Raw genomic sequence first — 24,576 nt, 5'->3', positions numbered from 1 at the left:
GATTGAACAGGTTATATTAAGTTTCTCTTCTATTAAGAAGAACAATAAGTCCATCAAATCATCTCATCAAAAACTTGCCGCCATAGTTTTTTTACTTCTATTTCAGAATATCTCTTTGCACTAGCCTTTGCATTCTCAGAAAGTGTTCTCTGTAATGATGAGTCCAACATCACTTTTAAGATACATTCTGCCATTGCCACAGTATCCTTATAGGGCACTAAATAACCATTTTCTCCAGAGTGTACTAATTCTTTAGGCCCATAGGGAACATCAAAACCAATAACAGGACATCCGTGCGCCAGACTTTCAGCAATCGTTAGGGAAAATGATTCAGATTCGCTAGAAATAATCGATAATGCCGCAGACTCATACTGCTCAGAAACACTATCGCACCATCCATGAAGAAAAATATTGTTCTCAAGCTTCAAGTGTTGCACTAATTGTTGTAATTCCTTAAAACGTGAACCTGAACCATAACAATGAAATTGCGCTTGCGGCAGTTTTTCAACAACCTTTGCAAATGCATCTATCGCTAACTCATGTTTCTTATCATGGTTATAACGCGCAAAATACACTGCCTTATAAGGTTTTTGATCGCATTTTTTTTGATCAATTTCCCATTGGCATTCATAACTATGAGGGATTGCATAGACATTTTGAGTATTGCCAAATCGCGCGATAATATCGTTCCTCTGGATATTTGTCTGAACAATTACTGCATCTGGCTGTGTTAAATCTTTAAATACAGAGACATAATTGATATTAATTCGACTAGTCTCTTTCTTGTGATAATTCACGGCATGCAAGTTATGAATCGCAGTAATAACTTTCACTCTACTTCTACCTAACTGATTTCTAGCAGAGATTGCCGGCTCATAAAAGACACGATTTTTATCAACTATTAAAATACTTAAATCATCTTTTTCAGATAAATATTGCGTTAAAAAATATTCAATAAAAGAGGCTTCCTGATCCGTCACAAAAGCGATACCTTTTGCATCAAAAACTTGAATCTTCAGCCCCGATCTATCCCCACTTTCATCATAAAAATAGTTTTTAATGATGCAAACCGTATGATCCGATCGATAGAAGATTTCCTGTAAAACTTTCTGCCCTTTAGTATCTAAAAGATGCGTACAACTTAAACGCCCACTTTCATGATAATAATCCCGGCGCCATGTAGTTCCTTTAAAAAAATGAACAATATAGTGTAATCGTTGATTCGACTGATTATAAAAAGCTCTGCCCCTCACATTTCCATCAATATCTAAATAATTTTGGTAATGATTTCCTATTAATGAAACGATAACCTCCCCATTATAAAGGGAGATTTCAGCATCTTTAAGCGGCAATAACTGCTGATAAAAATCATAAATATTTATAACAGTAGCTTCGCTAGGTAATTTTGCCTGTTGTTTTAATATTTTAATCTCCGTCGATAATTGACTACGGTATTTCGCCGTAATAAATACAGGTTGAATATTCAACTGATTTGCAAATAGACGATATCTTAAAAGTGCCGAGCTCTCAATCCCCGTATGTTGAACCCCTAAATCTTGATTAAGAAAATAAACCTTTTTAAATTTCATTTATTTTCCATAAAATAATCAATAATTTTTTTAAACCCCATAGAATTAGAAGCCTTTAATACAATATGATCTTCATCCTCAATCCACATATCTATATTCGTCAAAATATCGGCAACCGATGGATACCACCCCTTTCTAATATGTGCAAAATCAGGATCCTTTTCTATCTCATCCCATAAATGTCGCATCAAATCACCACATAAAATTATCTTTGCTACGTTAGCCGCTAAGATCCCCCCCTTTAAATCAATATGATAACCAACTTCTTCCTTTCCTAACTCCTTCATATCTCCTAATATTAAAAATCGGTGTTTTGGATTTTTAATATTCGATAAAGATGAAATAGCTGATACCATTGAAAGTGGATTAGCATTGTAAGTATCATCATACATATAAAAAGTTTTTTCTATTTGATCAACTTTAAGTGATTGCCCTCTACCTTCCGGTAGTTGGAAGGATTTAAAAGCATCTAAAAGACGAGTCCAATCTAACCCTAAGGCATATACTGTCGCGAATACCCCTAAAACATTATAAATTATATACTTATTAGGCAATATTACTGCTAACTGAACAACCTCATCTAAAAGCCTAAATCGAATCATATTATCCGTATAAGTTAATAGTTGAATATCATCATCATCATTTTCACCATACGTTATTACCGATAGTAATTTTTCCTCAGCTTTTTGTATAAAACATTCTCGATGCTTTATACCCCCAAACAATACTAACGTCCCATTAGGATCCATTTCATCCATAATACAAGACTTTTTACGTGCAATAGTCTCTGTATCAAAATGATATTCTAAATGAGCCGGCCCTATATTTGTAATCACTGCAACATTTGGCGTTGCTAATTTAGAATTTAATGGCATCTGCCCAATTGCCATTTCTACAACCCAGTTTTTTGCACTATGAGGCATATTAATCTGATTCCAAGCAACACCTATTGGCAAGTTCGCACTACGTTGAGTATGGCCTGTACCACCAAAAATTTTTAACGCATGGCTTAACATATGTACCGTTGTTGTTTTTCCAGCACTTCCTGTTACACCAATCACATTTCCCTTAAACAACTTTCTAGAAGCCATCCCTAAGCTTAAAACTGCACGACGACTATTTTTCACTTCTAAAATAGGAATATTAAGCTCCATAAAAGGCTCTGCATTTTCACAAATAATTGCTGAAGCCCCTTGACCTGAAAGCATTTTAATCAGGGACTCAGTCATAAATCCGCGATTATCCGCACCTCTTGCGACTAAAATATGTCCAGGCTCAAACATCAACGAATAAATACTTATTCCTGTTGCTTTCCAATGTAAGTCTGGTCTTTTCACCCATCTACCAGAAACTTCTCTTGCAATATTATCAGCTGTAAGTAATGGTTGATTATTAGATTCTAGAAATAAATAATCATCATGAGCTACAAGGTATTTTCTATAAGCAACATAGCCCGATAAATAATGTTCAACATCATCTATTCTAACTCTAAAAGCGTGATGTCTAATAAAAAATCCTCCCAATATTCTTTGAGGATTTTTAAAAAACATTGCTACTTCAGGATAAAAGAAACCATTTAAAAGATAACGAGCACGATACTCTAAAGCCTGATAAAATTTTTCAACATCAAAATCATTTAACAAATGAGAAATTTTCGAATCATTCTGTATACGCACAATCATCTTCTGTGCGGCCATCATTAGCTCTAAAAGAGTCGGATACGTTGTAATTCTTTTCAGAACGAAATCTAAATGATCTCGAATATTATCAAGTCCAAACTGATAATACTTTGGATCGGGATTATAAAGCGTCAATTCATTAACACAATAACTCTGCCAATGATCATGTGCTTGCCAATGTTTATTTTCAATAAAATAATCAAACGCTTTTTCAACAGATTTAATCCAACGAATATCTTTTGTTATACCGTATAGTCGCATTAAACCAAATGCAGCCTCTCCATCATAATAAATAGTACGATTATCAGATTTCACACTTAAATCAGGATAATTTAAAATATGAACATACTCGCCTGTTTCAGGATTTTGCATAAAAAGGATCCCGAGCGCAAGCAACTCCATCACCTCTAAATACTTCTGATCACCGGTAATTTCAGTATATTTAGCATAAGCTAAAATCGATACAGCATTTCCACCAAGCTTAATTTCATCCCCAATATCGACCAAAAAAGCAGCTGATGAACCATCGGGCAATTCAACAACTTTAATTAATTCATTCGTCAGATAATGAAGAGCCCGATCAATTGCTTGTTTCTGATCTTCTTTTTGCGTTACTTCCCACCCTTCAAGTAAAGCATAAGTTGAGCTTGCGTGACGAAGAGCATTATAGGTGGGAATTGGGCGATCAAAACAAGGAAACCATCCGTAATGATAAAATCCATTTGATTTCACCTGTTTTGCTAAATAAGCACTGCTTGTTTCTATAAGATCTGTAACTGTATCTACATTCCATTGATCTAACTTTCGGTAACCACTATTTTTACCATTAGATTCTATCTCATAAGTTTCATTACCATCTGTAAAAACAGCTACCGTTTTAAAGCGGTAAACTAACTCATTATCATTAGTCGGCCATTGCAGTTCCTTTCGAAATCTACGTTTACTAAAATTTTTCAAGTTGATTTCATTGGGAGTTGCAACACTAACATCTGTTTTATATAGCACTGCATTAGCATACAATTCATGTTCTAATACCGCAGTTTTAAAATTAGGAGAAAAAGACAATCCAAATCTAAAATAATTACGTTTTGCTCTACTTAATTTCAGTTTTAATTCTTCCCATCGTAATGGCTCTATCTTATTAACTAGCTCTACCCTTAACGAAGTGGGCTTATGCCAATTTTTTACCCTCCATTTTTTTAATGCTATTACCCCCTTATTCCAACAATCTTCAAAATTATTATCTGTTGCAATCTCAATATGGGCTCGATTAACACTGTCTGAAACAACAAAAAATAATATATAAGCAGGATATGCATTAGAAAACTGAGGAAGAGGATCATTACCTAATATTCCAGTCAGTTTCTCTTTAGCATTTTGTAAAAGCAGATTAAAAGACATTAAATTTCAACTCCTAGAGAATAATGTTATCGTTCATGCAAAGCATCTTTGATGCGACCAAAAGGCTTCATTAAATAATCAAATACAGTTTTTTCACCTGTTTTAATATCCACAGTTGCAATCATTCCCGGCACAATTGAGAAACTCTGCCCATTCTTATCAATCAGAGAATCCGTATCTGTTCGAATAAATACCCGATAATAAAAAACCTCAGGCTTCACCTCATCTTGAATAGTATCCGGTGATATAACCGTCACAACACCTTCAAGTCCGCCAAATATAGAGTAATCATAAGCAGTAATTTTGACCTTTGCTTCTTGCCCTGGGTGAATATACGCAATATCTCTCGGCGTAATTCTCGCCTCAATTAATAGCTGATCCTCAAGTGGAACAATCTGCATTAACTCGCCACTAGGTGGAAGAACACCACCTTGGGTTGTGACAGAAACATCTTTCACAATACCTCGAACAGGCGATTTAAGAGTTAAACGTGATAGTGAATCCGCTCTTCCCCTTACCACGGATTCTAAAGAGGCAGCTTCTGCCTGAGACTTCCCAAGCTCTTCACGTGAACGCACCATATATTCTGAACGCTTATCGGTAATTCTTAACTTTAAGTCAGATACTTGGCGCTGAAGTTTTAAGACATCAACATTACTCGCTGCCCCTTGTTTTGCTAGCATCTGTGTTAAAACTAACTCTTCTTCTACTAAATCTAAGGCTTCTTGTAAGCCCGATACAGATTCTTCTAAAGCTTGTTGTCGTGTTTCATAAAGTCTTGTTTCTGCTTTTATTAATCCTAAATAAACAGATAATTCTTCAGGAAAGACTAGCGCTGTCTGATTCACTTCAGCTTCTAGGCGCGCAATGTTAGCAAGTAATGCTCTATAACGAGCGGCACTCTCTTCTACTGTGGCTTCTGTTTTTGTTAAATCAAGTTGAGCTAATACCTGACCTTTTTCGACTATATCGCCCTCACGCACATATAATTCAGAAAGAATCCCACCTTCTAAAGATTGAATCACCTGCTCTCTTGAAGTAGGAACCACTTTTCCTGTACCCTTTGATACTTCTACAATTGAAGCAAAATAAGACCAAATCAATAAAATAACAATCAATAGTAAGAAGTACCAAATGATACGAGTAGATTTTACTATTTCTGTCTCATCCACTTGATCATTATAACGATGCTTATCTTCCTCATAATTAATCAGCAGAAGGTGATCATCTTTGTTTCCTTTACGCATCCTATTCTCCGTTATTTTCTTACATTGCCAGAAAGCTTTGCCAAGGCGATATCTTTCGGATCATCTAAAACAATCTGCCCATTATCAATCACGATAATACGATCAACCATATTCACAATACTCATCTTATGGGTCGCCACAATCATTGTTTTACCCTTCATCCAAGTAGAAAGTTCCTGTAAAAGATGCTTTTCTGTTACATCATCTAAGGATGCTGTTGGTTCATCTAGCAAGACAATATAAGGGTTTCGTAAAAAAGTTCTCGATAGCAATAAGGATTGTTTTTGTCCACCGGACAATCCTCGCCCGCCTTCTGCAATCACATAATCTAATCCTGTTGGTATTTTACGAATAAATTCAGCGGCTCCTGTCATATTAAGGGCTCTCAATAACTCATCATCCGTAGCCATTGGTGCCCCTAGCAATAGGTTCTCTCGAATAGTTCCATGAAACAGCCCAGAATTTTGACTCATTAAACCAATATCTCGTCGTACATCTGCAGGGTCAATGTGCCCCAAGCTTACATTATCAAGGGTTACAACCCCACTACGAGGCTCCAACATCCCTGATAGCACTTGAAGCAGAGTTGATTTACCGGCACCATTACGTCCTAAAATTGCAATTTTTTCTCCGGGCTGAATTTTTAACTTCTTCACTTGTAATGCAGGAAGGGGATTCTCTTCACCATAAGCAAAAGTTGCGCCTTGAATTTTATAATGACCCAAAATCACAGACTTATGAACACGTTTCTCACCATCAGGATTATCAACTGGAAGCTCCATTAACTGATTAATTCCATTTAAAGCAACTTTTGCTTGCTGCCAGCGACTTAATACTTGTGTTAAACCTGCCATAGGACCGATCATTCGTCCCCCTAAAATAGAGGCTGCAATCAAAGATCCCGTAGTCAGATCCCCTTCCATCACCATCGGTGCGCCAAAAAGTACAATCACTACAAAAGCCGCTGTTTGGATACTCTGCGTCCAACTATTAAGGTAACTGATTAATGAACGTAATCGAAGATTAACATCTGCTGAGACAGCATTATAATTATTCCATTGATGTTGGAACCTTTGCTCAGCTTGCAAGCCTTTAATATCCTCATTGCCCTGAATAGCCTCTACTAACATAGCATTACGAAGCGAGCTCTCACGCATTGCTTCATTGGCAAACTTTCGTAATTTCTTTTGTACCAATAATCCCGGAACCACCATTAAAATCACAGCAATAATAGGGATTAAGACTAATGCTCCGGCAAGATACCAAAAAACCACACAAAATAGTAAAAAAAATGGGATATCTGCAAAGGCTGTTACAGTCGTTGAAGTCAACATCTCCCGAACACTATCGAGCTCTCTAATTTGAGAGATAAAGGTCCCTGTTGAGCGAGGCCTAAACGCATTTTTAATACGCAAAGCATGACCAAATACCCGATCTGAAATTCTTAAGTCGGCTCTCTTTCCTAATAAATCCGTAATCCTAGTTCTTAATTTTCGCATGATAAAGCCAAAAATAATAGCAATCATCACTCCGCTAAATAAGACATAAAGAGTCGGATACGATTCGGCAGGAATCACCCTGTCGTAGACTTGCCTTGTAAATAAAATCCCTGATAACGCAAGGACATTCACAATAAATGACGCAACAAAAATATGCGCATAAGGTTTCCAATCACGAAGCACGATTTTTTTAAACCAATCATGATCATGCGGTTTAATATAATCATCAATTCGTGAGTCAGGAACTGTATGCGAAGGTCTTAAAACAACAGCAACATTAGTATTCGCTAAAAGCTCTTCCTTCGAAATACGACTTTTAACGCCTGTATCACCACTATAGGTAATACCAATATTTCCATCTTCACTAATAGTATCAACAACTGCAATTTGCCCCTCATGAAATTGAACGACCAAAGGCAAACGCCATACTGATAGATCCTTTTCCGTCAGCTTTATCACACCAACCGTTAACCCTGCTTGTCTTGCCATACCACGCAAAACATCACTAATAGGGTCATCTTTTAACCAGTGGCTTGTTAAAGAGATATTCTCTTTTGAAACTTCTAAGCGATAATGCTTAGCAACAGTGATAATTGCTTCTATCCAAGCCGTATAATCTAAGGCTTTGTTCTTCTTGTCAGATGATTCCATCTGTAACAAGTCTGCTTCTGCTTTATGATCCACAAATAAATCCCACTACAAAATTAGTTACTTATAGATTTAAAGATTCTTTATTACCCTAAAAAAATCCTTAAAACTATAAGCTTTTTCAATGAATAAATAAAAGTAAAGCACCGAGCATATTGCTCGGCGCCATACCTATTAATAAAATATTAAATTAATGATGTTTTCTGATCTAAAAGATCATCTAAAGGATCAACCACAGGTTGTACATCAAAGACACTAGAATCAACTAGCACTTGATCAGAACTGTTGGTCAACAATGATTCAACAACCTCTTCTGAATCCATGAAAAATGGAACTTCATCATTTTCATCAGTCAAAATTACATCTTCAAGCGTTAACGCTAAAGGTTCCGCAGTTTCAGCATCATCCATCACAAAAGATTCGACATTAGAAAGATCTATACTTGCATTTTGAGCTGCAACATCTTGTACTTCCCAATTAATACCTTTTAATAATGAATCAAAGCTATCCGCTGCCACTTCTAACAGTTCCTCAAACTCACCATTACCATTACGATCTACAAAGAGAACACCCTCTTCATATTTTAAATAATCTGTAATATTGTCGATTGTTTGATTACCATCAAGTAGCTGAGTAAGATCGATTTTATCGCCCTCTTGAACATTAAAGTCAGTCCACTTATTGAAACCATTACCACCGTTTCCGCCACGATCATCCCCAAGATTTGTGAAGATCACAGTGTCAGCACCAGCACCCATAGTGAAGGTATCATCTGCACCAGAGCTAATAGCAATATCATCATATTGAGAAGCTACAATGTTCTTACCAACATTAATTTCTAATACCGCAGTCTCTTTAGTCCCCACTTTAGAAGTAGTTTCATAAATAAACTTATCGATACCATAAACTCCACCTTTAGGTGTGTAAGTATATGATCCATCTTTCTTCACAAGTAATGTACCGTACTGGCCTTCAATTGTGATTTCTTTAGCACCTTTATCGTTATTTTCTTTTCCAAGATAAACAACTTTATTAGCAATGCTTAAGCTATCAATCATCTTCCAACCAGTATCATTGTCTAAAAGAAGCCCTGTTACAGGATCAAGCGCTGAATGAGTATATTCATCTAAATGAACAATGGTTGTTTTTGCATCAATTGATTCAATATTCCCATCTTTAGATGAAGTAACTTCTAACGTATATTTTCCAGCAGGTAAGTTCTCAAACTTATGACTTAAAGATGCATCTTTTCTTGGATCTGTAGTAAATGTGCTAACAACCTTGCCAGTATCATCATTTTTCAATACGTAGCTAATTGTCATCTCTTTTTTACCTAGTCCAATGAAACTCTCTGAGCTTCCTTTGACATTAATAATAAAGTCTTTAGCTATCTGACCTTCTTTAACCTCAAATGTTTCTGTTACTGATTTACCGTAATTTCCAATTTTATCTTTATGCTCAACAACAGTTTCAACTCTCTCAATATTTTGTTCATTAACAACTACATCATTAAAATCATCGCCTGCAGTATGAGTGCCTACTTTAATATTCAATGTTTCAATAATTGTTTTACCATAAATATCTTGAGTTACCACTTTGAAGGTATCAACTTTACCGTATGGAGGCTTCCAATCAGCAGGTGCATTCACTGGTTTTTCTACAGTATAAGTATAAGTGCCGTCAGAATTAATTACTAACTTCCCATACTTACCCTCAACAACTGTTTCCTTGCCAGGCTCAACATCTTTATCGCCAGCTTTCAATACGATTGTTGAATCTTCAGGTGTTACATCACCAGAAACTTGTCCCTCGATCTTAGACGGATTACCATAATCATAAACTTTCTCATTGTCTACATATAAACCTGAGCCAGTTAATAGAGAAACCCCTCCCTCACTATGGATCATGGCTTTATATTGCCCCTCACCAAATTGCAAAGTTAACTTATCCGAGATACCTAATACAAGATAAGCTGTAAACCAATCCTTCTCTGAGTGAACTTGTATGTAATTACCAGTTTCTGGATCTAACTTATAAATAAACAAGTTATACTTAGTTCCGACAGCTATCCCGCCAGCACTACCATGGAATGTTAATTCTTTAACTTGATTTTCACCAACGTTAAAGCTCATGGCTTCTTTACCACCTAAAAGATCAGCACCTAAAACCGGTCCTAACAATCCAAGTTTAAGTACAGAGAACCCAACTCCGGCCTTGATATCTGACTTTCCATCATGAGTAATAGTTGGTTCAGAATTAAGGACAACAGTACTGTCCACATCAATACGATCTTCTTTCGGCGTAATATTTAACTCAAATGTTAAATCTGACTCAGAAGTTTTACCTGATGGAGAAGTCACTTGATAAGTAAACTTATCTTTCTCACCAAAATCACGGAAGGAATCATTCACTGTATAAGTATACGAACCATCAGCTTTTACTACCAATACTCCATATTTCCCATCAGCGACAATTTCTCCATTATCTGAAGGTAAGAACCACTTACCATTACCATCTTGGATAGCTGTTACTGTACTACCCTCCGGAACTTCATCGCGTCCATACTTAGCATCTTCGTCAGTAATCATATTACCTTCGGCAGAACCAGACACATCCTTAGCTGCAGCATAATCTAATACAACATCTTTACTAAACTTCAGATCAAACCCTGTGAGAGCTTGTACACCTTCACCTGAAGCCATTGTGAACATCCATTTGCCTTCAGTCAGAGTAAAGTCCGTATCTTTAGATCTCCCGCCTAAAAGTACTGCAACAAGCCAGTTTTTATTAACAAATTGTTGTTCCCATTCTCCTGTAGATTCATTCAATTTATAGGCATATAAATCCATTGTACCTAAAACCTGAACGCCTCCGGAAACACCATGTACTGTTACTTCACGTTCAGTACCTGCCTCAACATCAAGTATTACAGATTTCTTTAGAACATCAGCTAATACATCTAATCCTAATACAGGTCCTAAACCAACACTCGCTACAACAAAACCTCCTTTATTTAAATCACCCGGTTTTGGATTAGGTCTTTCTGTTGGTGTTGCATCTACTTTAAGATCCACATAATTATCTGTTGTTGCAAGAATCTCAGCAACTCCAGCAATAAGCTTCGTTGGATCAGACTCATTCCCAGCTGCATCAGTTGCCGTAATGTTAATGATTTTTCCGCGCTCTAAAGCAGGATCAAATGTGTAAGTCACATTACCCTCACCATCTGCCTTAACTTCAATAACCTTACCATTTTTATCAAGTAATGGTTTACCCTCTGAGTCATACACTTTAACAGTAGCATGAGACTCTGTTTTCACAGTTAAGACCGTATTACTATCATCAATCTCAGCTTCTGGTGCATCTGGTGCTGTAATGTCTGGTGCATTAATTTTAGCTTCCGGCGATTCATTATTAGCAGCATCCGTTGCTACAACAATAACTTCTTCACCATTTACTAACGCAGGATTAAGATCAACAGTAAAATTGCCATCCTTATTCGCTGTAGCACTACCAATTTCATCACCATTAGAATCTCTTACTGTTACTTTTGAGTTCGGTTCAGCCTTACCTGTCACCACACTTCCATCTTCAGAGAATTCAAGATCAGTTGGTGCATCTGGGGGAGTAGTATCTTTTGCATTAACCATTCCTGGTTCTGATGTGCCAGCCTTATTGGTTAATGTTACTTCGAGTAATTCACCATTCGTGAAAATTTTACCTTTATTAAACTCAACAGTGAAACTCCCATCTTTATCAACAGTCCCCGTACCTACAACATTACCATCAGCATCCTTAACTGTTACGTCAGCATTTGCCTCGCCTGTACCAATAACTTTTGTTCCATCTTGATGAACATCAAGGTCTTTTGGCGCATCTGGTACCGTTATATCTGAATCGCTGTCTGAATCTGAATCGCTGTCTGAATCCGAGTCACTGTCTGAATCTGAGTCACTATCGGAATCTGAGTCACTATCGGAATCTGAGTCGCTGTCAGAGTCTGAATCGCTATCTGAGTCTGAGTCACTATCGGAATCTGAATCGCTGTCAGAGTCTGAGTCACTATCGGAATCTGAATCGCTGTCAGAGTCTGAGTCGCTATCTGAGTCTGAATCCGAGTCACTGTCAGAATCTGAATCGCTGTCTGAATCCGAGTCACTGTCTGAATCTGAGTCACTATCGGAATCTGAGTCACTATCGGAATCTGAGTCGCTATCTGAGTCTGAGTCACTATCGGAATCTGAGTCGCTATCTGAATCTGAGTCACTATCTGAATCTGAGTCACTGTCAGAGTCTGAATCGCTATCGGAATCTGAGTCGCTATCTGAGTCTGAGTCGCTATCTGAGTCTGAGTCGCTATCTGAGTCTGAATCGCTGTCTGAGTCTGAATCGCTGTCTGAGTCTGAGTCGCTATCTGAGTCTGAGTCACTATCGGAATCTGAATCGCTGTCAGAGTCTGAGTCGCTATCTGAATCTGAGTCACTATCTGAATCTGAGTCACTGTCAGAATCTGAGTCACTGTCAGAGTCTGAATCGCTATCGGAATCTGAGTCGCTATCTGAGTCTGAGTCGCTATCTGAGTCTGAGTCGCTATCTGAGTCTGAATCGCTGTCAGAGTCTGAATCGCTGTCTGAGTCTGAATCGCTATCTGAGTCTGAGTCACTATCGGAATCTGAGTCGCTATCTGAATCTGAGTCACTATCTGAATCTGAGTCACTGTCAGAGTCTGAATCGCTATCGGAATCTGAGTCGCTATCTGAGTCTGAGTCGCTATCTGAGTCTGAGTCGCTATCTGAGTCTGAATCGCTGTCAGAGTCTGAATCGCTGTCTGAGTCTGAGTCGCTATCTGAGTCTGAGTCACTATCGGAATCTGAATCGCTGTCAGAGTCTGAGTCGCTATCTGAATCTGAGTCACTATCTGAATCTGAGTCACTGTCAGAGTCTGAATCGCTATCGGAATCTGAGTCGCTATCTGAGTCTGAGTCGCTATCTGAGTCTGAGTCGCTATCTGAGTCTGAATCGCTGTCAGAGTCTGAATCGCTGTCTGAGTCTGAATCGCTGTCTGAGTCTGAATCGCTGTCTGAATCTGAATCGCTGTCAGAGTCTGAATCGCTATCTGAGTCTGAATCGCTGTCAGAATCTGAATCGCTGTCTGAATCCGAGTCACTGTCTGAATCTGAATCGCTGTCTGAATCTGAGTCACTATCGGAATCTGAGTCACTATCGGAATCTGAATCGCTGTCAGAGTCTGAATCACTGTCAGAATCTGAGTCACTATCGGAATCTGAATCGCTGTCAGAGTCTGAGTCACTATCGGAATCTGAATCACTATCTGAATCTGAGTCACTGTCAGAGTCTGAATCGCTATCGGAATCTGAGTCGCTATCGGAATCTGAGTCGCTATCTGAGTCTGAATCGCTGTCAGAGTCTGAATCGCTGTCTGAGTCTGAATCGCTGTCTGAGTCTGAATCGCTGTCTGAATCTGAATCGCTGTCAGAGTCTGAATCGCTATCTGAGTCTGAATCGCTGTCAGAATCTGAATCACTGTCTGAATCTGAGTCACTATCTGAATCTGAGTCACTGTCAGAGTCTGAATCGCTATCGGAATCTGAATCGCTGTCAGAGTCTGAGTCACTATCGGAATCTGAATCGCTATCTGAATCTGAATCGCTGTCAGAGTCTGAGTCACTATCGGAATCTGAATCGCTGTCAGAATCTGAATCGCTGTCAGAATCTGAATCGCTATCTGAGTCTGAATCACTGTCAGAATCTGAGTCGCTGTCAGAGTCTGAATCGCTATCTGAATCTGAGTCACTGTCAGAATCTGAGTCTGAATCGCTGTCTGAATCCGAGTCACTGTCAGAATCTGAGTCTGAGTCGCTATCTGAGTCTGAATCACTGTCTGAATCTGAGTCACTATCGGAATCTGAATCGCTGTCTGAATCTGAGTCGCTGTCTGAATCTGAATCGCTATCGGAATCTGAATCACTATCTGAATCTGAGTCACTATCGGAATCTGAGTCTGAATCGCTATCTGAGTCTGAATCACTGTCAGAATCTGAGTCACTATCGGAATCTGAATCGCTGTCAGAATCTAAATCAATTGTTGGCGCCGTTACTTCCGCAGGCTCAGATTTATTGCCGGCATTATCCGTTGCCGTTACTTCAACTGTTTCGCCATTCGTCAACGCGGGTTCTAAATCAAGCGTAAAGTCGCCGTTTTCATCAGCAGTCCCTTCAGCAATGACCTTACCTTCTTGATCTTTTACTTCGACTTTCGAGTCTGGTTCTGCCTTACCGGTAATCGTTGTCCCATCTTCTGAGATAACTAAATCCGTTGGAGCATCAGGTGCTGTAGTATCTGGCGCCGTTACTTCTGCAGGCTCAGATTTATTGCCGGCATTATCCGTTGCCGTTACTTCAACCGTTTCGCCATTCGTCAACGCGGGTTCTAAATCAAGCGTAAAGTCGCCGTTTTCATCAGCAGTCCCTTCAGCAATGACCTTACCATCTTGATCTTTTACTTCGACTTTCGAGTCTGGTTCGGCTTTACCTGTAATCGTTGTCCCATCTTCTGAGATGACTAAATCCGTTGGGGCATCAGGTGCTGTAGTATCTGGCGCCGTTACTTCTGCAGGCTCAGATTTATTGCCGGCATTATCCGTTGCCGTTACTTCAACCGTTTCGCCATTCGTCAACGCGGGTTCTAAATCAAGCGTAAAGTCGCCGTTTTCATCAGCAGTCCCTTCAGCAATGACCTTACCATCTTGATCTTTTACTTCGACTTTCGAGTCTGGTTCTGCCTTACCGGTAATCGTTGTCCCATCTTCTGAGATAACTAAATCCGTTGGAGCATCAGGTGCTGTAGTATCTGGCGCCGTTACTTCTGCAGGCTCAGATTTATTGCCGGCATTATCCGTTGCCGTTACTTCAACCGTTTCGCCATTCGTCAACGCGGGCTCTAAATCAAGCGTAAAGTCGCCGTTCTCATCAGCAGTCCCTTCAGCAATGACCTTACCATCTTGATCTTTTACTTCGACTTTCGAGTCTGGTTCTGCCTTACCGGTAATCGTTGTCCCATCTTCTGAGATGACTAAATCCGTTGGGGCATCAGGTGCTGTAGTATCTGGCGCCGTTACAGACTCGGTATAAATTGCACCATCTTCATTTATAAATGTGACTGATAGTTTTTCACCATTATTGAAGATATACCCTGGCTTAAATGTGAACTCAAAAGTTCCATCTCTATAGACATCACCACGTCCGACCTCTTCTCCATGAGAGTTTTTAACTACTACACTTTTTACTAGTCGAGCAATACCCTTAGAGTTAATTGATTCAACAATCCCTTTTATTGTAGCTCCATCTTTTAGGACCTCCAATCCTGAGATATTCCACTTAGTATCTGAATTGTTATCTGAGTCTGAATCACCGTCTGAGTCTGAGTCACTATCGGAATCTGAATCTGAGTCACTGTCTGAGTCTGAATCGCTATCTGAGTCTGAATCGCTATCTGAGTCTGAATCGCTGTCTGAGTCACTATCTGAATCTGAGTCACTGTCTGAATCTGAGTCACTATCTGAATCTGAATCGCTGTCAGAGTCTGAATCACTATCAGAGTCTGAGTCACTATCTGAATCTGAATCACTATCAGAGTCCGAGTCGCTGTCTGAGTCTGAATCACTGTCGGAATCTGAGTCACTATCAAAGTCTGAATCGCTGTCGGAATCTGAGTCACTATCGGAATCTGAATCGCTGTCAGAGTCTGAGTCACTATCTTGGTCTAAATTATACTGTAGATCAGATCCACCCCCTCCAGAGTTGGCAAGCTTAGCAATCGCTCCGCCACCTAACAGACCTAACAACCAAAATGGAGGGGCTTCTTTAGAACCGGCAGCACCAGCTAAACCTTCAATAAGTGGTGAATCCGTTGCAATTTCAACAAACTCTTGCCCATCATTGAGCCACCAAATAATACCATTATCATCTTCTACAACGAGTTCACTATGCTCACCATTCTCATCCTCATTAAAGAAACCATACAGCGTTACTTGCTTACCATTTGCGTAAACAATAACTAGATTAGCTCCTTTACGTACAATTGAAGAAATTTCTCCCAAATTTCCTTCTAATTTAATAAGATGTGGTGAGTTTAAAACTCGATCTTTGAGAGGGACTTTCGAAGGCTTACTTCCTTCGACCCGCTCTACAATAACCATTTCCATAATTTTTCCTATAATTACAATAAATACATCTGTAAAACTACAAACATTTTCTTATTGGTTAGAAACATTAAAAAAATGTCTCAGTTTTCCTTGGTAAAAAGCGCACTCTAGCTGAGCTTGAATAATGTCAGACTTATTATTTTCTACTTCCACTTGTGCCTGGTGAAACTCTTGTTCTGAATTCAATAAATCTAATAATGATCTTGTTCCTAGTTCAAGATATTGTTTTTTATAAAGTTCTTTAGTTCCTTTTAGATTACTTACCTGTTGCACTAAAAGCCCCTGCCGTTGCAGCATATATTGGAGCCTTACTTGAACTTCACTTAATCTTTGATTAATCTCTAATCTTATTTCATCTTTTTTTGCAATAGCCGCCTGCGCTCTATTAGCAGAAGCCCTTTTATTAGCAGATAGTCCCCCACCTTGATAAATAGGAATAGACAAATTTAATGAAATACTTGTTTCATATTTTGAACCATTTCTTGAGCTAGCATTTAATGGTCTAGACGTACTTCCTTGCAATGAAATAGAAGGTAACTCTTCAGCCTCAGCATAATTTAAATCAGCATATGCTTTTTGCGCCTCAAACTCTGCAATCGCAAACTCAGGGATATTTTCCCACTCGGGGAGAAGTGAACAAACCTGATTTAGACCCGATGGTAATTCCCCAATAGTTGCACTTGTTAAATTTGTTTTTCCAATTACTAAACCGAGAGCTCTAAGTTGGCTTTGTTGCTGAGAAGTAATATTCAATACTTCTACTTGTACTAAATCAAATCTTGATTGCGCTTGTAAAACATCAGATAGATTACTTGCACCTTTCTCATATCGATTCTCTACAAGTTTGCCAATAGATGAAACTTGTTTTACTTGCGCTTCAGCAAGTGCAATAAGCTTTTGAATTCTTGCAATATTCACCACAGTAGAAGCAGCGGTATAAATCAACTCCTCATTAGTAGCAGAAATATAGGCTTGTGCCCCTAAATAACCATATTCTGAGCTTTTAACTGCACTTTTAGTTCTACCAAAATCATAAATATTTTGTTTCACTTCAAGGTCTAAAGTATGAATATAATCTTTATCATAACGGGTTGAATCTTTATCATATCTCGTACCGATTCCTCCTCTTAATTGAGGATAATAAGCCGCCTTTGCAACAGCAATCATCTCTTCTTCACCTTTAGCCGCACTTCTAGCTTGTGCCACACGAGGATGAGTGTTCACTATGAGCTTTGTCGCTTCTTGCAATGTCACATTGTGTGAAGGCAAGCTAGAAGCACTTTTATTAATACTAAAAGCATTACGATTATTCGCTAATGCTAAATATTTTTCCTCTTCTTGTTGGGTTAGAAAAAATGGGGAATCTGATGACTTTTCTGAACTCTTTAAATAATTAGATGGTGATTCCGTATCAAAAAAAGCTTCTATTTTATTCCCAGTAGCACTTAAATTTTCTGAATATCCAAATGAAACAAAAATACTCACAAAAAATATAGCTGATAATGCTATACAACGATTCTTCATTTACTAATTACCAATATTTATATATTAACGATACAATTTTAAGCGCGAAAACATGACGCAGATCAAAAAAAATAAAATAACAAGCGAGAAAGTATAAAGTTTCTTAAAAAACTGTCAATAACAAATAAATAAAAATATAGCTTTAAATTAAGAAAAATTTTAATACTTATTAAAAAAACACCACCTGAACAAAAAAACTTATTTATATAAAACTAAACATTAAAATCAATACTGGTAGTATTATAAAAAAACAATTTACAAAAAACAACAATGAATGATAATTATTTAACAAAAAACAATGTTCAATAAATAAAATCAAATAGATGTAAGCGAATAATAGATTTATATCTTAAACATCCTATTCTTAATTAAAGAAAATTAAGATATTTAACTATTTTGCATATAAAAAATATATATTTTATATATAAAAAACCAACCAAAAGGTAGTTATTACTTTTCACTACCTTTTAGTTGGATTATTTTTATTATTTATAATAATATTTTAATAAAATTAATACTAATACTAATACTACCCATAAAAATAGTAAGAGAGCGTTAAGCAAGTAAATATTCCGACAAAAACAGGGACGGATGTTCTTTTTACAATGGTTAAAGGGTTAACCTTCAATACTGAAGCCACAATAATAATCACGGCAGCAACAGGCGATGCTGAACGTATTAAGTTTGCTGTAAGCTGCATTGGTAAAGCGACTAATACTGTATTAACATCCATCTGCTGCGTAATTTCTGGAATAATCTTAATAAAGGAATGGAAAACTGCTATCCCACTACCACTTAGGAATCCTATTAATCCAGCCATTCCTGAAAAGAAGAACATTAAAATGGGACCCGCACCTTCCACATCATTTAAGCTATCTGTCAACATCGTAATAATACCTATCGACTTTAATGCCTCTACAAAAAGTCCGGCAGCAATAATTAGTGATACAACTTGATAGAAGCCCTGCCCCATTCCTTCAAAAAATAGATTAAAGTCTTTGATGCTTTGTTTAAAATTACGTTTACGAATTAATTCAATAAATATAGGGATTAACATTGAAATTAAGGTAATCTCCGGCAATCCCATCTTAAGCAGGGGCTTTCCTGTCTCGTGATCCAAAAAAACAAGATTAAAAATCAACAATAAAATAATAGGCAATATGGGGAAAATGGCATACCAAAGAGGAGGTATTACGATTTTCTCCCCCATTTTATCTAATGAATGATCTGGCGTATAAGGCACATTCATTGTTCCGGCACGCTTATCTAAATAACGTTGCCAAAGTAAATGAGTAAAAGCCATTATTAATAATGCAGGAATGGAGATTTTTGCATGATACTTCATCACATATTCTAAAGAAGTAATATTAAGATGCTGAGCCACGACAACATTGTCTGAACCAAGAGGTGTGGGTGTAATAGTTGCGGTTGTGGCAATAACAGCCCCTGCCGTTAAAGGTGACATCCCAGCAGTTCTTAATGCCGGATAAAGTGTTGCCATTAATAAAATTGCGAGCCCCGCAGCACTTGGTAGTACCATTTGCAACATATTACCTAATAAAAATACAATAGGAACTAAAATATATACCGAACGAATTTTTTTAATAGGTTTTGATAAAACTGCAACCATCGCATCATTTGCACCAATATGATTCATATAAGCAGCAAATCCAAAAAGCATCATAATTGTTAAACCAACGATACCCATTTGCATCTTAAAGACATCTGTAGCTTTAGCAAAGGGATCTAACCAAATAGAGCCCGTTGGTGTTGTTGTTTCTATAGGATGCCCCATAAAAACAGAGATATAAAGGAGAGCAAAAGCTGCTAAAAATAAGATAATTTTAGCATCATAATTTTTCGCAACAAGATAACCAACAGTTATTAGAAAAATTATACTAATCAAAATTTCATACATGATCTACATCTTCATTCTAAGAGATTGATAAAACGGAAGGATTGTATTGTACGCCTCTTAAAAATTTATGCTGAAATTTATTCCTAATTTCTCACAATAAAAATAATTTTATGACAATATTTCTCGTACATTTCTTGGAGCTCATTTAGCTTAATGAGCATCTTATCTGGCTAGAGTCATGTAATTAACCAAAATAACAATCCTCAATTGACTATTCATGATTAGTTGATTCTAATGTAAAGAAAGGTTTGCGATTTACATTAAATCTATCAACGGTTCTATTTCAGCTATTTTGTTCTAGAGGTGCAAATTGAGATTATTACTTCTGTCTACTACACTCCTTATAACCCTATCAGGATGCATCAGCATCAATCAGCTTCATCGTCCTAACATACAAACAATCAAACTTACCAATCAATTTGATCCTAATGAAGCAAGCTTTGTGCTAGAAAAAGGAACGGCTACAATCACTGGAAGTGCGAGTTTAACCGATGCTAATGGTGAAAGCATCAGCTGTGCTGGCAATAACGTCTATTTAGTCCCTGTTACTGAATATTCAAAGGAACGCTTTCTTCACTTATTTGGAGATAGCGACAATCACTTCTCAGGAGATGAGATTATTTTCCATGTTCGATTTAAACCCGACCATCCTGATTTTAGAAAATATATGAAAGTAAGCACCTGTAACTATGTGGGCGAATTTAGCTTTGATAATGTCTCTGCAGGAGAATATTATCTTGGAACAAACATTATTTCAGAGGTTGAAGAATACAATACCATCAAAGGGGGAGCCTTAGCTGAGACGATTAATGTCAAAGAAGGACAATCTCTTGAGATCAACCTTCATTAAGATCATGTTATAAGCGGCATGATGAAATAATAAAAGTACTTTAAAGGAGGGAAAGATTCTCTCCTTTTTTATTAAGCTGAGAATTCTCTACAAATGGTGCTATATTTTGCTACAGTAAAATTTCTTTTATCTAAAAGCTAGCACACATGACACTTTTCCTTCAGGCCTTCGCACAACAATTTTATGCATTACTTCCTTTCTTCATCTTGATTGCGACAGGATACATTCTCGTTAAGGTCTTTAAGTGGTCATCTCACTTTACAGATGGACTTACTAAGTTTCTTTTTAACCTTGCAATTCCCGTAATGCTTTTTGGTGTTATGAGTAAATTCCATACTCAAGAAGAGATGGATCCTCTTTTAATATTTGCCTATTTTGGCGGTTCTTTTATTCTATTTTTGATAGAAAAAATCTATGCCAAATATATCTTAAAACTCACTGCTCAAGAAGGGGCGGTATTTGGATTAGGGGGAATTTTCTCAAATAATGTCATGATTGGTATCCCACTTATTATGTTATTTATGGGAAGCGAAGCGATTGCCGTTTCAGCACTTATTATCTCCTTCAATGCACTCCTTCTTTGGAGTCTTGTCTCTTTTGCAATTGAATGGGCAGAACATGGATCTATATCGCTTAAAGGCTTTGTTTTAACACTAAGAGGCGTATTCAAAAACCCTATTGTAATTGGGATTATGCTTGGTCTTTTAGTTAGCTTCTTTAGAGTCCCTCTCCCCACTTTTGCTAGCTCCACGATCACTATGTTCTCAAATATGGTAGCACCACTCTCATTATTAACCTTAGGGATGGGACTCGCAAAATATCGTTTAGGCTCTAATCTTAAAATCAGTTTAAATATTACCTTTTTCAAACTAATAGCCCATCCTTTTATCATCTGGATTATGGCTGTTCTTTTAGGTCTACCGGCATTTGAAACAAAGGCCATTGTCATTTTGGGTTCAATCGCAACAGGTATGAATGTCTATCTAATGGCATTAAAATTTAAAGTTATTGAAGACGCAACCGCTTCTAGCATTATTTTAACAACTGTTTTATCGGCCATTACAACACCAATTATTGTTGTTTTGCTCTAAATTAAAAATTTTACTAACGATCACTATATATATAACCATACTTGAATTTGGTGATAAAAGATCAGTAAATATAAAAAAAGCATTGCTGTATCAACTTTAATCTACATCAATTAACGACTGTTTTCCCTGTTGTCATGGCTCAACTATATAAGAAGTTCAAGTGTTACACCGGCAACTTTAAAGACTTTCTAACCTCACATTACTATGAGGCTAAATAAGATGAGCTTATTAAAGTTCAACCATCGCCGGAATCAATATCCCGTCTCTTTCTAGCTTGCATGCCGGCAGATTATTAACTTCTATTTCTTCTTATTTTTTCTAAATAACTCTAAGTAAGAACAGGTTCACCTCAGTACCAAAATAATTACTTATTAAGAGTCTCCTTGGCTTTGTTTAATATCTAAAAAACTCTAAAGAACTAAGGTTCCCCAAATTGCCGTGGTTCAGCTAACAAAGAAGTTTGCACGTTACTCCGGCAACTTTATAGACTTTCTAACCTCCCATTACTGTCAGGCTAAATAATGTGTGCTTATCAAGGCTCAACCGTCGCCGGAGTCAATATCCCGTCTCTTTCTAGCTTGCATGCCGGCGGATTATCAACTTCTATTTCTTCTCATTTTTTCTAAATCACTCTAAGTAAGAACAGGTTCATCTCAATACCAAAATAATTACTTATTAAGAGTCTCCTTGGCTTTGTTTAATATCTAAAAAACTCTAAAGAACTAAGGTTCCCCAAGTTGCCGTGGCTCAGCTAACAAAGAAGTTCGAACATTACATCGGCAACCATGAGATCCCTCTAACTTCACAGCGCTTTCGGAGGGGATTAATGCTACTTATTAAGGCTCAACCATCGCCGGAGTTAATATCCCATCTCTTTCTAGCTTGCATGCCGGCAAGTTAATCAGCTTCTATTTCTATTCTTTGTTCTAAATTATCTTAAAAAAGAAATGCTTCTTCTAAACTAAATAACTACTGCTTATTAAATTTTTATAGTCCCATTTAGCTGTTCTTCTAAGGAAGAGATTCTTCAATGCATACTTTTCTTCAGACAAAAGAAAAACCCCTAGTTCATCTGAACTAGAGGTTTCCTATATTAAGCCCTGGGGGTGACCTACTCTCACATGGGATCTCCCACACTACCATCGGCGCTACTACGTTTCACTTCTGAGTTCGGGATGGGATCAGGTGGTACCATAGTGCTATTCTCCCCAGGAAAACTGGTTCGCGCTTGAAGTCTTTCGCTTACGCTTTGTGACTCCACTCACTGAATAAATTTGATTAGTTGGTATTGTAACAGCAAACTTTCGTTTTATTTAAGTTATTTTGTATTCATTTTGAACTTTAGTGAAACAGTCTTTTATCATGTTTCGTATCAAAATTGTCTAAGACCTATTATATGGTCAAGCCTCACGGTCAATTAGTATTGGTAAGCTCAATGCATTACTGCACTTACACACCCAACCTATCAACGTCGTAGTCTTCGACGGACCTTTAGAGGGGTTAAACCCCTAGGGAAATCTAATCTTGAGGAAGGCTTCCCGCTTAGATGCTTTCAGCGGTTATCCCGTCCATATGTAGCTACTGGGCAATGCCATTGGTATGACAACCCAAACACCAGAGATATGTCCACTTCGGTCCTCTCGTACTAGAAGCAGCTCCTCTCAAATTTCCAACGCCCACGGCAGATAGGGACCGAACTGTCTCACGACGTTCTGAACCCAACTCGCGTACCACTTTAAATGGCGAACAGCCATACCCTTGGGACCGACTACAGCCCCAGGATGTGATGAGTCGACATCGAGGTGCCAAACTCCGCCGTCGATATGAACTCTTGGGCGGAATCAGCCTGTTATCCCCGGAGTACCTTTTATCCGTTGAGCGATGGCCTTTCCATACAGAACCACCGGATCACTAAAACCTACTTTCGTACCTGCTCGACGTGTCTGTCTCGCAGTCAAGCACCCTTTTGCTTTTGCACTCAATAGCCCGATTTCCGACCGGGCTGAGGGTACCTTCGTACTCCTCCGTTACTCTTTCGGAGGAGACCGCCCCAGTCAAACTACCTACCATACAATGTCCTTAACCCGGATAACGGGTCTAAGTTAGAATTCCAAAACTTTCAGGGTGGTATTTCAAGGATGGCTCCACTAAAACTAGCGTCTTAGCTTCAAAGCCTCCCACCTATCCTGCACAAAAAGATTCAAAATCCACTGTAAAGCTATAGTAAAGGTTCACGGGGTCTTTCCGTCTTGCCGCGGGTACACCGCATCTTCACGGCGATTTCAATTTCACTGAGTCTCGGGTGGAGACAGCCTGGCCGTCATTGCGCCATTCGTGCAGGTCGGAACTTACCCGACAAGGAATTTCGCTACCTTAGGACCGTTATAGTTACGGCCGCCGTTTACTGGGGCTTCGATCAAGAGCTTCGCTTACGCTAACCCCATCAATTAACCTTCCAGCACCGGGCAGGCGTCAGACCCTATACGTCCACTTTCGTGTTTGCAGAGTCCTGTGTTTTTGATAAACAGTTGCAGCCAGCTTTTCACTGCGACCTTCCTTAGCTTACCGCGTAAAGCGTTCACCATGGAAGGTGTACCTTCTCCCGAAGTTACGGTACGATTTTGCCGAGTTCCTTCACCCGAGTTCTCTCAAGCGCCTTAGAATTCTCATCCCAACCACCAGTGTCGGTTTGGGGTACGGTTCTCATATCACTATAGCTTAGAAGCTTTTCTTGGAAGCATAGCATCAACCACTCCGGAGGTCGTAACCTCCTCGCATTCACATCTCAGCATTAAGATCCCGGATTTGCCTAAGATCTCTGCCTACCTGCTTACACTGGTATACCAATAACCAGCTGGTCTAGCTTTCTCCGTCCCTCCATCGCATGATACGAGAGTTCAGGAAT

General features: G+C 38.2%; 9 protein-coding genes and 2 rRNA genes (1 of these 11 only partly in view). 2 read left to right on the top strand and 9 right to left on the bottom strand.

Annotated features, from left to right (window positions below; all coding sequences use genetic code 11):
- Positions 1–53: 53 nt before the first annotated feature.
- The 7 genes from MMG00_RS00790 to dcuC all read right to left on the bottom strand — a co-directional run bounded on the left by MMG00_RS00790 (position 54) and on the right by dcuC (position 19,730).
- The gene (locus MMG00_RS00790; RefSeq protein WP_242150029.1) at positions 54–1,589 is read right to left on the bottom strand and encodes a glycosyltransferase; all 1,536 of its coding nucleotides are present in this window, start codon (positions 1,587–1,589) and stop codon (positions 54–56) included.
- Entirely contained in the window at positions 1,586–4,669 is a 3,084-nt protein-coding gene (locus MMG00_RS00785; RefSeq protein ID WP_242150026.1) for a UDP-N-acetylmuramoyl-tripeptide--D-alanyl-D-alanine ligase, read from the bottom strand. The genes MMG00_RS00790 and MMG00_RS00785 overlap by 4 nt, the downstream gene beginning before the upstream one ends.
- 26 nt (positions 4,670–4,695) lie before the next feature.
- Positions 4,696–5,916, bottom strand: coding sequence for a beta-barrel domain-containing protein (locus tag MMG00_RS00780; RefSeq protein ID WP_242150023.1), 1,221 nt, complete (start codon positions 5,914–5,916; stop codon positions 4,696–4,698).
- Between the two features lie 11 nt (positions 5,917–5,927).
- On the bottom strand, positions 5,928–8,066 hold the full coding sequence (locus tag MMG00_RS00775; protein WP_432805930.1) for a type I secretion system permease/ATPase: 2,139 nt from the start codon (positions 8,064–8,066) through the stop codon (positions 5,928–5,930).
- A 182-nt stretch (positions 8,067–8,248) separates the two neighbouring features.
- On the bottom strand, positions 8,249–16,288 hold the full coding sequence (locus tag MMG00_RS14330) for a BapA/Bap/LapF family large adhesin (protein WP_242150017.1): 8,040 nt from the start codon (positions 16,286–16,288) through the stop codon (positions 8,249–8,251).
- Positions 16,289–16,339: 51 nt separating this feature from the next.
- Positions 16,340–17,812: a TolC family protein gene (locus MMG00_RS00765; RefSeq protein WP_242150014.1), complete on the bottom strand. Its 1,473-nt coding sequence runs from the start codon at positions 17,810–17,812 to the stop codon at positions 16,340–16,342.
- Between the two features lie 529 nt (positions 17,813–18,341).
- Positions 18,342–19,730 carry a C4-dicarboxylate transporter DcuC gene (gene dcuC, locus MMG00_RS00760; RefSeq protein ID WP_242150011.1) on the bottom strand — a complete coding sequence of 463 codons (1,389 nt, stop codon included), beginning with the start codon at positions 19,728–19,730 and terminating at the stop codon, positions 18,342–18,344.
- A gap of 310 nt (positions 19,731–20,040) precedes the next feature.
- On the opposite strand from dcuC, the gene MMG00_RS00755 reads away from it, so the two are divergent.
- Both MMG00_RS00755 and MMG00_RS00750 read left to right on the top strand, forming a co-directional pair.
- Positions 20,041–20,580: a hypothetical protein gene (locus MMG00_RS00755; protein WP_242150007.1), complete on the top strand. Its 540-nt coding sequence runs from the start codon at positions 20,041–20,043 to the stop codon at positions 20,578–20,580.
- A gap of 146 nt (positions 20,581–20,726) precedes the next feature.
- Positions 20,727–21,671 (top strand): AEC family transporter, encoded by a 945-nt coding sequence (locus MMG00_RS00750; RefSeq protein WP_242150005.1) that lies wholly within the window; start codon positions 20,727–20,729, stop codon positions 21,669–21,671.
- Positions 21,672–22,769: 1,098 nt separating this feature from the next.
- Here MMG00_RS00750 and rrf read toward each other — a convergent pair.
- Both rrf and MMG00_RS00740 read right to left on the bottom strand, forming a co-directional pair.
- A 5S ribosomal RNA gene (gene rrf / locus MMG00_RS00745) occupies positions 22,770–22,884 on the bottom strand.
- 183 nt (positions 22,885–23,067) lie between these two features.
- A 23S ribosomal RNA gene (locus tag MMG00_RS00740) occupies positions 23,068–24,576 on the bottom strand (it continues 1,403 nt past the right edge of the window).

Source organism: Ignatzschineria rhizosphaerae, from assembly GCF_022655595.1.
Classification (GTDB): Bacteria; Pseudomonadota; Gammaproteobacteria; order Cardiobacteriales; family Wohlfahrtiimonadaceae; genus Ignatzschineria; species Ignatzschineria rhizosphaerae.
The sequence above is the reverse complement of the archived record's forward strand: the minus strand, read 5'-3'. Positions and strand labels throughout refer to the sequence as shown.

Excerpts from the sequence above, each read along its gene's own strand:
- MMG00_RS00790 (WP_242150029.1), bottom strand. The coding sequence starts at position 1,589 with ATGAAATTTAAAAAGGTTTATTTTCTTAATCAAGATTTAGGGGTTCAA.
- MMG00_RS00785 (WP_242150026.1), bottom strand. The coding sequence starts at position 4,669 with ATGTCTTTTAATCTGCTTTTACAAAATGCTAAAGAGAAACTGACTGGA.
- MMG00_RS00780 (WP_242150023.1), bottom strand. The coding sequence starts at position 5,916 with ATGCGTAAAGGAAACAAAGATGATCACCTTCTGCTGATTAATTATGAG.
- MMG00_RS00775 (WP_432805930.1), bottom strand. The coding sequence starts at position 8,066 with ATGGAATCATCTGACAAGAAGAACAAAGCCTTAGATTATACGGCTTGG.
- MMG00_RS14330 (WP_242150017.1), bottom strand. The coding sequence starts at position 16,288 with ATGGAAATGGTTATTGTAGAGCGGGTCGAAGGAAGTAAGCCTTCGAAA.
- MMG00_RS00765 (WP_242150014.1), bottom strand. The coding sequence starts at position 17,812 with ATGAAGAATCGTTGTATAGCATTATCAGCTATATTTTTTGTGAGTATT.
- dcuC (WP_242150011.1), bottom strand. The coding sequence starts at position 19,730 with ATGTATGAAATTTTGATTAGTATAATTTTTCTAATAACTGTTGGTTAT.
- MMG00_RS00750 (WP_242150005.1), top strand. The coding sequence starts at position 20,727 with ATGACACTTTTCCTTCAGGCCTTCGCACAACAATTTTATGCATTACTT.